Below are 13535 nucleotides of genomic sequence, written 5' to 3'. Positions count from 1 at the left end.
TTCGCCGCCCTGCAGCTTCGGTGATGCCAATGAAAAACCTTTTCCTGCGTGTGAATGACAGGTTGTACAGCAGTTGCATCTGGATCGCGGGCCTGGCGGTACTGGCCATGTCGCTGATCATCCCTTGGGGCATCTTCGCCCGTTACGTCCTGGGCACTGGTTCCAGTTGGCCGGAGCCTGTGGCCATTCTGCTGATGGTGTTGTTCACCTTCGTCGGTGCCGCCGCCAGTTACCGGGCCGGCGCACACATGGCCGTAGCAATGGTCACCGACCGTCTGCCCGCACCAACCCGTCGCTCGGTGGCCGTACTGGTGCAGCTGCTGATGGTCGTGGTGTGCATCTTCATGACCTGGTACGGCACCCAGCTGTGCATCACCACCTGGAACCAGTACATGGCTTCTCTGCCTGCGGTGCGGGTAGGCATGAGCTATGCACCGATCCCGGTTGGAGGTGTGCTGACCCTGATCTTCGTGCTGGAAAAACTCATGCTGGGCGATCAGAGCAACCGCAAGGTCGTGCGCTTCGACCTGGTGGAAGAAAGCGAAGGAGCGGTGTAAATGGATGCGTTCATTCTGTTGGGCAGCTTCATCCTGCTGATTCTGCTGGGCATGCCGGTGGCCTACGCGCTAGGCATGGCGGCACTGATCGGTGCGTGGTGGATCGACATCCCGTTGCAAGCGATGATGATCCAGGTCGCCAGCGGGGTTAACAAGTTCTCGCTACTGGCCATTCCCTTCTTCGTGCTGGCCGGCGCGATCATGGCCGAGGGTGGCATGTCACGCCGGCTGGTGGCTTTCGCCGGGGTGCTGGTGGGCTTCGTACGCGGTGGCCTGTCACTGGTCAACATCACGGCCTCGACCTTCTTCGGCGCCATCTCCGGCTCATCGGTGGCCGACACCGCGTCGGTCGGTTCGGTGCTGATCCCGGAGATGGAACGCAAGGGCTACCCACGCGAGTTCTCCACCGCCGTCACGGTCAGTGGCTCGGTACAGGCATTGCTGACCCCGCCAAGCCACAACTCGGTGCTGTACTCGCTGGCGGCCGGCGGCACGGTATCGATCGCCTCGCTGTTCATGGCCGGCGTCATGCCTGGGTTGCTGCTGAGCGCAGTGATGATGGGCCTGTGCCTGATCTTCGCCAAGAAGCGCAACTACCCAAAGGGCGAGGTGATTCCGCTGCGCCAGGCGCTGAAGATCGCCGGTGAGGCGCTCTGGGGCCTGATGGCCATGGTGATCATCCTCGGCGGCATCCTGTCGGGGGTGTTCACCGCAACCGAATCGGCCGCCGTGGCGGTGGTGTGGTCGTTCTTCGTGACTATGTTCATCTACCGCGACTACAAGTGGCGCGACCTGCCCAAGCTGATGCATCGCACGGTACGCACCATCTCCATCGTGATGATCCTGATCGGCTTCGCGGCCAGCTTCGGCTACGTGATGACCCTGATGCAGATCCCGTCGAAGATCACCACCGCGTTCCTGACCCTGTCGGACAACCGCTATGTGATCCTGATGTGCATCAACTTCATGCTGCTGCTGTTGGGCACCGTGATGGACATGGCACCGCTGATCCTGATCCTCACCCCGATCCTGCTGCCGGTGATCACGGGTATCGGTGTGGACCCGGTGCACTTCGGCATGATCATGCTGGTGAACCTAGGCATAGGCCTGATCACGCCGCCAGTGGGGGCCGTGCTGTTCGTAGGGTCGGCCATCGGCAAGGTCAGTATCGAGGCCACGGTGAAGGCGTTGCTGCCGTTCTACCTGGCGCTGTTCCTGGTGCTGATAGCGGTGACTTACATCCCGGCTATCTCATTATGGCTGCCTAGCGTCGTGCTTTAGGTGGCCTTGTTTGGGGCCACGATGTGGCCCATCGCCGGTAAGTCGGCGTCTGCAGGGTGAGTGTGGAACCTGCAGGAGCCAGCTTGCCGGCGATAAACCGCAAGACAGCCCGTCTTTGCAAATGGATCCTGCACATGGCTTTCCCCTCCTGCGCTGCTACCCTGTTTCCCCGCAAGCTGGCGATCGCTCTGCTGGCGTTGCTGGCCTGCTCGTTCGCCGCCAACCACGTCGCCGCGCGCATCGCTTTCGATGACGGCACCGGTGTGTTGCTGGCAATCCTTTGCCGCTCCGGCATTACCTTCCTGGTACTGGCCTGCCTGCTGGTGTGGCAACGCCAAGGGCTGAGCCTGCCGGCTGGCACGCGGGGCTGGCAGTTGCTGCTCGGTTTGCTGATCGCCACCCAGAGCCTGTGCCTGTATTCGGCGGTGGCACGTATTCCGGTGGCCCTGGCGTTACTGGTGGGCAACACCTTCCCGATGTTACTGGCACTGCTCACCTGGGCACTGGGCGGCCCACGCCCGACCGGCCGAACGGTGTTGTTCATGGGGCTGATTCTATGCGGCCTGGTATTGGCACTGGACGTACCCGCGCGAATGGACGACAGCAGCGATGCCAATCCGCACTGGGCCCTGGGCGTTGGCCTTGCCTTCTGCGCCGCATGCGCCTTCGCCTGCGGTTTGTGGATCACCGATCACAAACTGGCCGGCGTACGCGGGCCAGTACGCAGCCTGCTGACCTTGCTGGTGGTGTTCTCCAGCATGCTGGTCGCTGGTGTGAGCGGTGTGATGCCATCGGGGTTGTCGCTCCCGGGCAGTATCGGCGGCTGGGTGGCCCTGGCCAGCCTGGTGGTGCTTTACGGCTTGGCCTTCAGCCTGCTGTTCGTCTGTGTGCCACGGCTGAACATGGCCCAGAACGCACCCGTGATGAACGTAGAGCCGATCGCTACCTTGCTGCTGGGCTGGGCCTTGCTCGACCAGCGCCTAAGCGCGCTGCAACTGGTCGGCGGTGCCGTGGTGGTGTGCGGGATCGTGTTGCTGACCTACCGCAAGGCAAGCTGATCTCCACGCTTGAAGGAGTCGTTGATGGCTGTAACCGAGCTGCACCTGCAGGACCGCCTGACCCGGCTGAGCCTCACGCCCGACCTGGGCGCCAGCCTGATCAACTGGGTGGCCAAGTCCACCGGACAGGCGCTGCTGCGTCACTCCGACCCGACCGCGCTGGCCAGCGGAACACCACGGCAACTGGCGTGCTATCCGCTGGCGCCCTGGTCCAACCGGATTGCCGAAGGCGGTTTCGCACGGCCCGACGGGTGGCAGGCGCTGGCCCCCAACACCGCCCATGACCCCTACCCAATTCATGGCAGCGCCTGGCAACAGGCCTGGCATGTGGACCTTCACCGCGAGCACCACGCAAGGCTGACGCTCGTCAGTGAACAGCCATTCGCGTACCGGGCGACACTGGATGTACATCTGCTCGAAGGGTGCCTGAAACTCGACTTGCGCGTGACGCACCTGGACCAGGTCGCTACCTGGTATGGGTTGGGGCTGCACCCCTACTTCCCGCGCTATCCCGACACCCAGATACAGGCTGCCGCGCGCCATGTGTGGCTGGCCGAGCCAGATCGGCTGCCGTCGTATCAGGCTGAAATACCTCCGGACTGGAACTTTGAAGCCCCCGGACTGCTGCCGGAGACGCTGGTCGATCATGCGTTCAGTGGATGGACGGGAGACTGCATCATCGAGCAGCCGGGTGCGGGGTATCGTTTGGAATGCAGGGCCCGTGGCACCGAGCATTTTCTGTTGTACTGCCCGCCGGGACAGGCGTTCTTCTGCTTCGAGCCGGTCAGCCATCCGATCAATGCCCATCACTTGCCGGGGCGGCCGGGGTTGCGGTTGTTGCAGCAAGGGCAAGCGATGAGTCTGGGTTTCAGCTTGCGCTACCGAGGGTCTTAGACGACGCCTCCCTTGCCATGTGGTCTCAGTCCAGGTGTTGCGCCCGTAATGTTTGCGCCAGCATGTCGATGAAGGTCCTGACCTTCGAGGAGCCGTACTTGCTCTCGCGGTGCAGCACATGGATGGGCCAGGGCGCCTCTTCGTACTCGGCCAGAATCACCTGCAACTTTCCGCTGGCGACTTCTTCGACCACCTGGTACGACAACAGCCGCGCGATACCCAAACCGCCGACAGCCGCGGCAATCGCGCCATCGTTGCTGGTCACCGTCAGTCGGGGCTTCATCCGCACCATGGTCGGCTCGTCGGTCAGGCCGAAACGCCAGCCGGCCTTCGGCGACAGGGTGGTGGTGGCGATCACGGAATGCTCCAGCAGATCCGACGGGTGCAGGGGCACACCATGCCGGGCCAGGTAGTCGGGCGATGCACACAGCATCCGGCGCACCCTGCCGACGCGCAGGGCCTTGAGTCCGGAGTCGGGCAGTGGCCCGATGCGCACCGCCACATCCATGCCCTCCTCCACCATGTTCACGATTCGGTCCAGGAAGTACGCAGATACATCCACCTCGGGATACTGCTGCAAGTAGCGGACGATGCACGGCATGACGAACTTCTTGCCGAACAGGATCGGCGCCGTCACCGCCAGTTCGCCCCTGGGCGTGGCGTTGATGCCGGCTGCCGCTTCGTTGGCTTCGTGAATGCTGGCCAGGATGTGCCGGGTGTCCTCCAGGTAACGGCTACCGGCCTCGGTAAGGCGTACGCTGCGGGTAGTGCGCAGCAACAGCTTGACCCCAAGCTGTTCTTCCAGGGCACTGACAGCCCGGGTGACTGCCGCTGGCGAGATGTCCAGATGACGGGCCGCGGCGGCAAAGCTTTCCAGCTCGCCAACGGCTACGAACACCTTCATCAGGTGAATCTGATCCATGCCGGCTCCTGAGTATCGTGGGTTGTGTATTGTCCGCACCGGCCCGGTCGCCGACAAGCCAACGCCTGCAACGTTCGCTCATCTTCGTATCAAAGGTCCAGAACCAATCCGCGCTCCTGCGCCTGGGCCGGTACTGCACAGCAGATCAGCACCGTACCGCTTTCCGGCATTTCGGCTGGCGGGTTCGGGTAATGCACCTGGCCACTCACCAGCCGGGTCTTGCAGGTCCCGCATGAGCCTCCTCGGCAACTGAAATCAGGCGACAAGCCTCGTGCTTCGGCAAGTTCCAGCAAGCTGCCAGCGCCCGGCGTCCATCGTGCCTCCTTGGCCGACGCAGCGAAATACACCGGCACCGGCTCACTGGCTGCCGGCGGTTGTTGCAGCACCGGTCGATCGCCATCGGTGTGACGACGCAACGTCGAGGGACCGAAGGCCTCTGCGTGGATGCGGCCATCGGGCACATTCACCGTGCGCAGTCCGTCGTAGATGTCCTGGGTGAAACTGGCTGGGCCACACAGGTAGAAGTCATAGTCGTCCAGCGCCAGCGTTGCCTTGATCTGCTCGATGCCAAGGCGGCCGGTATGTTCGTAGTCGCGCCCTGCTACGGCGTCTGCCTCCGGCTGGCTCAGGGATCGATGCACGCTCAGCAGCTCTCCTGCCTGCTGGCGCAAGCCGGCCAGTTCCTGCTGGAAAGGCAGGTCGGCAAGGCTGCGCGCGCCGTGGAACAGATGAATGCGCCGGGGCATGGGACTGGCCAGCTGCGCACGCAACATGGCGATCAACGGGGTGATCCCCACACCTGCCGCAACCAGCACGATCGGCCGCTGACTTTCGCTGTTCAAGATAAAGTTGCCCATCGGCAGACGCACCTCAAGCAGGTCGCCGACGGCGATTCGCTCATGCAGGTGGCGGGAAGCCGGGCCCTGGGCTTTGACACTGATACGCACGAAACCATCAGAGGGCGCGCAGGACAAGCTGTAGGTACGAACCAATGGCGCAGCGTCCCCCTGCGGGATACGCACGGGCAGGTGTTGCCCTGGCGCGAATGGCACCGGCTCACCAGGAGCAAGGTAGAACGAGCGAATGTCGCGGCTTTCCTGCTCCATCCGGACCACTCGCCAGCTCAACCATTGCCGTTGGCGCTGTACCTGTTGCATGCGCTGCTCGGCCTCGGTCCAGGTGCCAGTCGCAAGGCTCGTGGGCGCATATTCCTGAAATGCCCAACGTAGCGACAACGCCGCTGGCCGCAGCACCACATGCGTCACCTCCAGGGTCCAGATGCGCTCGGCGCCTTCGAATGCCGTGATCAAAGGGCTTTGCAGGATCACTTCGGCGCGCCCGGACACCTGCAACACATTGCCCGTGGTGAAATCGACGAACAACAGGCCCGCCACCGGGTTCTCGACCAGATTGCCAAGGGTGTTGAAATGCAGGTTGCCGGCGTAGTCGGGAACGGTCAGGCGATTGCCTTCGACCCGAACGAAGCCGGGACGACCACCGCGATGGGACACATCCACTGAGCGACGCCCATCCTCATGATCGATGAAGCTGGCGACAAAGAAGGTGTCGGCGTTCTCGATCATGGCACGGGTCGTCTCATCCAGCCCGGCCGAGTCTCGGCGTTGCTGGGCGGGCTCATCGACGCGTACGTAATTGCGCAGCTGGATGTACTGCGGGCAGTTGCCGAACGACTGCTCGACGCTCACCTCCAGTTGCTCGGCCGAAGCCTGGCGGATCAGCCCGTTCATGCGGTTGCGTCGACGGGTATGCAGTTCGATGCCAAGCAGGCCGACGGCGTCGCCTGTGGCCAGGCCTGGCGCTGCTGGATCGTCGCTGGCCGGTGGCGTGCTGATCAGCAATGTCCGAGGGTCGGGCGAACTGACGAAGCCTTCCGCGCCTTCGAGCAGTGTCGCCCAGGGGTTGCCCTGTGGGTCCACCGCTCCAATTACCATGAACGGCAGTTGCTGGTAAAAGGCGCGGTGTTGATCGGGCATGTAGTCTCGAATGACCTTCTGTCCGAATACCTCCATGCGTTCTGCAACGCCAACGTGCTCCTGCAGTCGCTTTTCACCTGCGTGCCAGGGCGATCCGGTGCGTTCTTGCATGGCGGCATTCCTCAAAGGTTCAGACGGTGGTTTGAAGGCCTATGGCCGTACGTGGCATCGGCACGAAGCCCGGCAGTGCCTCGACGCGAGCAAGCCAGGCGCGTACGTTCGGGTAGGGTTCAAGCGAGACGTTGCCCTCGGGGGCATGAGCGATGTAAGAGTAGTTGGCGATGTCTGCGATGGTCGGGTGATCACCCACCAGGAATGGCGACTTGGCCAGTTCGGCGTCGACCACCTTGAGCAGGGTGTGGGCACGGCCTATGACTTCGTCGGTGTTGAACGAAGCGCCGAATACCGTCACCAGGCGCGCCGCGGCTGGACCAAAGGCCACTGGCCCGGCAGCGACCGACAGCCAGCGCTGCACACGGGCTGCGCCGATCGGATCGTCCGGCAGCCAGCGCTCGCCGCCATAGGCCTTGGCCAAGTACACCAGGATGGCATTGGAATCGGCAATGACCGTGCCGTTGTCCTCGATCACAGGCACCTGGCCGAAGGGGTTGAGGGCCAGGAAGTCCGGTTGCTTATGCGCCCCCTTGGCCAGATCGACGAACACCAGCTCCGTGGGGAGCTGGAGCAGGGACAGCATCAGTTCGATACGGTGGGCATGGCCGGACTTGGGAAAGTTGTAGAGCTTGATCGGGGTAGACATTGGCATGGCTCCAGGTCAGCACCGGGATGGGCTGGTGGAGCACATGCTGCGCTGATTCGGCTGACAGCAGAATCAGCGTGGTGGGGAAACCATAATTTCGCGCTGCGAAACAATCGCGCGGCATCCACGATTCTGTCGCCAGCAAGCTGACGACAGGATGGGTGACCTCAATGCCGTTGCTGCTTCTGATACCGATACAGTCCGCGCACGGCCTGGACGACACCTGGAACGCAGGCCTGCCGCTCATCGAAGCTCATCGAGTCGAGCAATTCGAAGTCGTCTTCCAAACCATGCAGAGAGATGGCCTTGAGCAACTGGTCCTGTTCGGGGGGCAGTGCGCTCCATTCGGCGACCTGGGTACCTCGCATATAGCCAAAGCACCACTCTTCCATGTCGACCCCGGGCCCCTGCTCGCCTTCGCGCTCTTCGAACAATGGCTCGAAGTGATCGAGGTCGTCAGCCAAGGCTTGTGCTATCTGATGGGCATAACGCAGCATCAGCGCGGTGTACGCCTCTTCAAGGGCTGAGCTCTTGAATTTCGGCACCTTGCCGCCGGCGACGGCAGGCAACCATTGTTCGGGGGTGACCGTGACTGGAGAACTGGCCAATGCAGTGAGGACGCCGTTGAGTTCGGCGAGGTTCAGCACCGAGTAATCGTTGCCGTAGGTGTACAAAAAGTCTTCGAGGCGGGCGAGTTCTTTGTCGCTGAGCGGGGCAAGCATGTGCGGACGTCCTGGGGAGTCGAATTGCGTGCACCCTAGCACATGGGGTATCCCTTCAAAAGCAATCGCCGGCAAGTCGACCCCCGTCGGTACCACAGGGTACCGGCAGGAGCCGGCTTGCCGGCGATGGAGGGCGTTACAGCTTAGACCGCCAGCGCGCGCTCACGCAGCTCGCTGTTGAGGATGCGGTCGTTCTCGCTGTAATCGACCGGGCAGTCGATCACGTGTACACCCGGGGTCTTGATGCAGTGCTCGAGCAGCGGCAGCAAGCCTTCGGCGCTTTCCACGCGGTGGCCGGTGGCGCCGTAGGCTTCGGCGTACTTGACGAAGTCCGGGTTGCCATAATCCAGGCCGAAATCGGTGAAGCCCATGTTGGCCTGCTTCCAGCGGATCATGCCGTAGCCGTCGTCACGCAGGATCACCACGGTGATGTGCATGCCCAGACGTACTGCGGTTTCCAGCTCCTGGCTGTTCATCATGAAGCCGCCGTCGCCGCACACGGAAATCACCGGACGGTCTGGGTACACAAGGTGCGAAGCCATGGCCGATGGCAGGCCAGCGCCCATGGTCGCCAGGGCGTTGTCCAGCAGCACGGTGTTGGGCTTGTGCGCCTTGTAGTTGCGGGCGAACCAGATCTTGTAGATGCCGTTGTCCAGGGCAACGATGCCTTCGGACGGCAGCACGCGACGGATGTCGGCGACCAGGCGCTGCGGGTAAACCGGGAAGCGGTTATCGTCGGCGCCTTCGGCGATCTGCGATTCGTTCGCTTCGCGGATGGTCATCAGGCGGGTGAAGTCCCAGTGCGACGTGTCATTCAGTGCTTCGCTGATCTGCCATACCGCGTTGGCGATGTCGCCGATCACTTCTACTTGCGGGAAGTACACGGCATCGACTTCGGCGGAGCGGAAGCTGATGTGGATGACTTCGGTACCCCCACGAACCATGAAGAATGGTGGCTTCTCGATGACGTCATGACCGATGTTGATGATCAGGTCAGCGGCTTCGATGGCGCGGTGAACGAAGTCACCAGACGACAGCGCGGCGTTGCCGAGGAAGCGTGGGTGGCGCTCGTCGACCACACCTTTACCCATCTGGGTGGTGATGAATGGGATGCCGGTCTTGTCGATCAATTGCTTGAGGACCTTGGCGGTCATCTTGCGGTTGGCGCCGGCGCCGATCACCAGGATCGGGCTACGGGCCTTCTGCAGTTTCTCCACGGCAGCTTCAATGGCCACGTGCTCGGCCAGCGGGCGACGGTGCAGGCTGCGCGGGATCGGCAGGGCATCGGTCTGCTCGGCGGCGATGTCTTCCGGCAGTTCCAGGTGCACCGCGCCCGGCTTCTCTTCCTCGGCCAGACGGAAAGCTTCTCGCATGCGCGCCGGGATGTTGTCGGCCGAGGCGAACTGGTGGGTGTACTTAGTGATGGGGTCCATCATCCCGCACACGTCGATGATCTGGAAGCGGCCCTGCTTGGACTTCTTGATCGGCTTCTGGCCGGTAATCATCATCATCGGCATGCCGCCCAGGTAGGCGTACGCACTGGCGGTTACCAGGTTGGTCGCACCAGGGCCCAGGGTCGACAGGCTGACGCCGGTCTTGCCGGTCAGGCGGCCATAGGTGGCGGCCATGAAACCCGCGGACTGCTCGTGGCGGGTCAGTACCAGCTTGATCTTCGACTTGCGCAGGGATTCCAGCAGGTCGAGGTTTTCCTCACCGGGAATGCCGAACACATACTCGACACCTTCGTTTTCCAGGCATTGCACAACGACATCGGCGGCCTTGGCCATCTTGCTTGTAACCTCAAGTGATAGGACGGTGAAAGTCCAGAAATGCGCAGCACGGTACGCTGGCATCGCTCTATCCGGGGGCCAGGAGTGCCCCGAACCTAAGCCTTGACGTAGGCAAGGCGCGGGAAAGTCACGTCACTGGATGGTTAATAATGTCGCACCTTGAGATTTATGAACAGCAATAATGGACTAACAGCAATTAGACGGAGGTCTATGCGCCGAACGGGCCCGGGGGGTGATGATGCGCCAGAAAGACAAAACCCCTACCTGCTCACGCAGATAGGGGTTTTGCGAAATGAATCTTGACGATGACCTACTCTCACATGGGGAAACCCCACACTACCATCGGCGATGCATCGTTTCACTGCTGAGTTCGGGATGGGATCAGGTGGTTCCAATGCTCTATGGTCGTCAAGAAATTCTGTTGCCAGAATGTCGTGTAAACACTCTTGGCCAATTCGGATATGTGAATTTGTGGTCTTGCGAACTTTCGGTCGTTTCGTCTTCACCACCGCAATCTGCGTCAGCAAATTGCTTGGGTGTTATATGGTCAAGCCTCACGGGCAATTAGTATTGGTTAGCTCAACGCCTCACAGCGCTTACACACCCAACCTATCAACGTCGTAGTCTTCGACGGCCCTTTAGGGAACTCAAGGTTCCAGTGAGATCTCATCTTGAGGCAAGTTTCCCGCTTAGATGCTTTCAGCGGTTATCTCTTCCGAACATAGCTACCCGGCAATGCCACTGGCGTGACAACCGGAACACCAGAGGTTCGTCCACTCCGGTCCTCTCGTACTAGGAGCAGCCCCTCTCAAATCTCAAACGTCCACGGCAGATAGGGACCGAACTGTCTCACGACGTTCTAAACCCAGCTCGCGTACCACTTTAAATGGCGAACAGCCATACCCTTGGGACCGGCTTCAGCCCCAGGATGTGATGAGCCGACATCGAGGTGCCAAACACCGCCGTCGATATGAACTCTTGGGCGGTATCAGCCTGTTATCCCCGGAGTACCTTTTATCCGTTGAGCGATGGCCCTTCCATACAGAACCACCGGATCACTAAGACCTACTTTCGTACCTGCTCGACGTGTTTGTCTCGCAGTCAAGCGCGCTTTTGCCTTTATACTCTGCGACCGATTTCCGACCGGTCTGAGCGCACCTTCGTACTCCTCCGTTACTCTTTGGGAGGAGACCGCCCCAGTCAAACTACCCACCATACACTGTCCTCGATCCGGATAACGGACCTGAGTTAGAACCTCAAAGTTGCCAGGGTGGTATTTCAAGAATGGCTCCATGAGAACTGGCGTCCCCACTTCAAAGCCTCCCACCTATCCTACACAAGCAAATTCAAAGTCCAGTGCAAAGCTATAGTAAAGGTTCACGGGGTCTTTCCGTCTAGCCGCGGATACACTGCATCTTCACAGCGATTTCAATTTCACTGAGTCTCGGGTGGAGACAGCGCCGCCATCGTTACGCCATTCGTGCAGGTCGGAACTTACCCGACAAGGAATTTCGCTACCTTAGGACCGTTATAGTTACGGCCGCCGTTTACCGGGGCTTCGATCAAGAGCTTCGCTTGCGCTAACCCCATCAATTAACCTTCCGGCACCGGGCAGGCGTCACACCCTATACGTCCACTTTCGTGTTTGCAGAGTGCTGTGTTTTTAATAAACAGTCGCAGCGGCCTGGTATCTTCGACCGACATGGGCTTACGGAGCAAGTCCTTCACCCTCGTCGGCGCACCTTCTCCCGAAGTTACGGTGCCATTTTGCCTAGTTCCTTCACCCGAGTTCTCTCAAGCGCCTTGGTATTCTCTACCCGACCACCTGTGTCGGTTTGGGGTACGGTTCCCAGTTATCTGAAGCTTAGGAGCTTTTCTTGGAAGCATGGCATCAACCACTTCGTCGCCTAAAGGCAACTCGTCATCAGCTCTCGGCCTTGAGATCCCGGATTTGCCTAAGATCTCAGCCTACCACCTTAAACTTGGACAACCAACGCCAAGCTGGCCTAGCCTTCTCCGTCCCTCCATCGCAATAACTGGAAGTACAGGAATATTAACCTGTTTTCCATCGACTACGCTTTTCAGCCTCGCCTTAGGGACCGACTAACCCTGCGTCGATTAACGTTGCGCAGGAAACCTTGGTCTTTCGGCGTGGGAGTTTTTCACTCCCATTGTCGTTACTCATGTCAGCATTCGCACTTCTGATACCTCCAGCAAGCTTCTCAACTCACCTTCACAGGCTTACAGAACGCTCCTCTACCGCGTCATCAAAGATGACACCCGTAGCTTCGGTGCATGGTTTGAGCCCCGTTACATCTTCCGCGCAGGCCGACTCGACTAGTGAGCTATTACGCTTTCTTTAAAGGATGGCTGCTTCTAAGCCAACCTCCTAGCTGTCTAAGCCTTCCCACATCGTTTCCCACTTAACCATGACTTTGGGACCTTAGCTGACGGTCTGGGTTGTTTCCCTTTTCACGACGGACGTTAGCACCCGCCGTGTGTCTCCCATGCTCGGCACTTCCAGGTATTCGGAGTTTGCATCGGTTTGGTAAGTCGGGATGACCCCCTAGCCGAAACAGTGCTCTACCCCCTGGAGTGATACATGAGGCGCTACCTAAATAGCTTTCGAGGAGAACCAGCTATCTCCGAGCTTGATTAGCCTTTCACTCCGATCCACAGGTCATCCGCTAACTTTTCAACGGTAGTCGGTTCGGTCCTCCAGTCAGTGTTACCTAACCTTCAACCTGCCCATGGATAGATCGCCCGGTTTCGGGTCTATACCCAGCGACTAAACGCCCTATTAAGACTCGCTTTCGCTACGCCTCCCCTATTCGGTTAAGCTCGCCACTGAATATAAGTCGCTGACCCATTATACAAAAGGTACGCAGTCACCTAACAAAGTAGGCTCCCACTGCTTGTACGCATACGGTTTCAGGTTCTATTTCACTCCCCTCTCCGGGGTTCTTTTCGCCTTTCCCTCACGGTACTGGTTCACTATCGGTCAGTCAGTAGTATTTAGCCTTGGAGGATGGTCCCCCCATGTTCAGACAAAGTTTCTCGTGCTCCGTCCTACTCGATTTCATTGATAAGAGATTTTCGTGTACGGGGCTATCACCCACTATGGCCGCACTTTCCAGAGCGTTCCACTAATCTCAAATCAACTTAAGGGCTGGTCCCCGTTCGCTCGCCACTACTAAGGGAATCTCGGTTGATTTCTTTTCCTCAGGGTACTTAGATGTTTCAGTTCCCCTGGTTCGCCTCTTGCACCTATGTATTCAGTACAAGATAACCAGCTTGTGCTGGCTGGGTTCCCCCATTCAGAGATCTCTGGATCACAGTCTGTTTGCCGACTCCCCAAAGCTTATCGCAGGCTACCACGTCTTTCATCGCCTCTGACTGCCAAGGCATCCACCGTATGCGCTTCTTCACTTGACCATATAACCCCAAGCAATCTGGTTATACTGTGAAGACGACATTCGCCGAAAATTCGCATGTTGCTCAATTAAGAGCTGAACTCACAAATTTTACCTTAGCCTGACATCACACCAGTGAAAGTG

The 13535-nt window shown here is 59.8% G+C and carries 9 protein-coding genes and 2 rRNA genes; 4 read left to right on the top strand and 7 right to left on the bottom strand.

From position 1 onward, the window contains the following. The first annotated feature begins 29 nt into the window (after positions 1 to 29). From VXM67_RS07920 to VXM67_RS07905, 4 genes are all read left to right on the top strand, one after another. Positions 30 to 557 (top strand): TRAP transporter small permease, encoded by a 528-nt coding sequence (locus VXM67_RS07920; RefSeq protein WP_023379110.1) that lies wholly within the window; start codon positions 30 to 32, stop codon positions 555 to 557. Beyond that, positions 558 to 1838 (top strand): TRAP transporter large permease, encoded by a 1281-nt coding sequence (locus tag VXM67_RS07915; RefSeq protein ID WP_023379109.1) that lies wholly within the window; start codon positions 558 to 560, stop codon positions 1836 to 1838. A gap of 134 nt (positions 1839 to 1972) precedes the next feature. Further along, the gene (locus VXM67_RS07910) at positions 1973 to 2896 is read left to right on the top strand and encodes an EamA family transporter (RefSeq protein ID WP_027906911.1); all 924 of its coding nucleotides are present in this window, start codon (positions 1973 to 1975) and stop codon (positions 2894 to 2896) included. Positions 2897 to 2920: 24 nt separating this feature from the next. Further along, on the top strand, positions 2921 to 3790 hold the full coding sequence (locus VXM67_RS07905; RefSeq protein ID WP_367237583.1) for an aldose 1-epimerase: 870 nt from the start codon (positions 2921 to 2923) through the stop codon (positions 3788 to 3790). A 25-nt stretch (positions 3791 to 3815) separates the two neighbouring features. Here the strand turns inward: VXM67_RS07905 and VXM67_RS07900 are convergent, their stop codons facing one another. From VXM67_RS07900 to VXM67_RS07870, 7 genes are all read right to left on the bottom strand, one after another. Further along, entirely contained in the window at positions 3816 to 4712 is an 897-nt protein-coding gene (locus VXM67_RS07900) for a LysR family transcriptional regulator (RefSeq protein WP_023379106.1), read from the bottom strand. A gap of 89 nt (positions 4713 to 4801) precedes the next feature. Further along, positions 4802 to 6817 (bottom strand): pyridoxamine 5'-phosphate oxidase family protein, encoded by a 2016-nt coding sequence (locus VXM67_RS07895; protein WP_023379105.1) that lies wholly within the window; start codon positions 6815 to 6817, stop codon positions 4802 to 4804. Positions 6818 to 6836: 19 nt separating this feature from the next. Then, positions 6837 to 7466, bottom strand: coding sequence for a glutathione S-transferase family protein (locus VXM67_RS07890; protein WP_104882096.1), 630 nt, complete (start codon positions 7464 to 7466; stop codon positions 6837 to 6839). Between the two features lie 167 nt (positions 7467 to 7633). Then, positions 7634 to 8188: a UPF0149 family protein gene (locus VXM67_RS07885; RefSeq protein WP_023379103.1), complete on the bottom strand. Its 555-nt coding sequence runs from the start codon at positions 8186 to 8188 to the stop codon at positions 7634 to 7636. 143 nt (positions 8189 to 8331) lie between these two features. Then, positions 8332 to 9975, bottom strand: a complete 1644-nt coding sequence (locus tag VXM67_RS07880) for an acetolactate synthase large subunit (protein WP_023379102.1) — start codon at positions 9973 to 9975, stop codon at positions 8332 to 8334. 300 nt (positions 9976 to 10275) lie between these two features. Further along, a 5S ribosomal RNA gene (gene rrf / locus VXM67_RS07875) occupies positions 10276 to 10391 on the bottom strand. Between the two features lie 130 nt (positions 10392 to 10521). After that, positions 10522 to 13413 (bottom strand): 23S ribosomal RNA (locus VXM67_RS07870). Positions 13414 to 13535 lie beyond the last annotated feature (122 nt).

The organism is Pseudomonas sp. Rh2, from assembly GCF_040762985.1.
Lineage (GTDB): Bacteria > Pseudomonadota > Gammaproteobacteria > Pseudomonadales > Pseudomonadaceae > Aquipseudomonas > Aquipseudomonas taiwanensis.
The sequence above is the reverse complement of the archived record's forward strand: the minus strand, read 5'-3'. Positions and strand labels throughout refer to the sequence as shown.

Bases quoted from the DNA above. Each gene is read 5' to 3' on its own strand.
- VXM67_RS07920 (WP_023379110.1), top strand. From the start codon at position 30: ATGAAAAACCTTTTCCTGCGTGTGAATGACAGGTTGTACAGCAGTTGC.
- VXM67_RS07915 (WP_023379109.1), top strand. From the start codon at position 558: ATGGATGCGTTCATTCTGTTGGGCAGCTTCATCCTGCTGATTCTGCTG.
- VXM67_RS07910 (WP_027906911.1), top strand. From the start codon at position 1,973: ATGGCTTTCCCCTCCTGCGCTGCTACCCTGTTTCCCCGCAAGCTGGCG.
- VXM67_RS07905 (WP_367237583.1), top strand. From the start codon at position 2,921: ATGGCTGTAACCGAGCTGCACCTGCAGGACCGCCTGACCCGGCTGAGC.
- VXM67_RS07900 (WP_023379106.1), bottom strand. From the start codon at position 4,712: ATGGATCAGATTCACCTGATGAAGGTGTTCGTAGCCGTTGGCGAGCTG.
- VXM67_RS07895 (WP_023379105.1), bottom strand. From the start codon at position 6,817: ATGCAAGAACGCACCGGATCGCCCTGGCACGCAGGTGAAAAGCGACTG.
- VXM67_RS07890 (WP_104882096.1), bottom strand. From the start codon at position 7,466: ATGTCTACCCCGATCAAGCTCTACAACTTTCCCAAGTCCGGCCATGCC.
- VXM67_RS07885 (WP_023379103.1), bottom strand. From the start codon at position 8,188: ATGCTTGCCCCGCTCAGCGACAAAGAACTCGCCCGCCTCGAAGACTTT.
- VXM67_RS07880 (WP_023379102.1), bottom strand. From the start codon at position 9,975: ATGGCCAAGGCCGCCGATGTCGTTGTGCAATGCCTGGAAAACGAAGGT.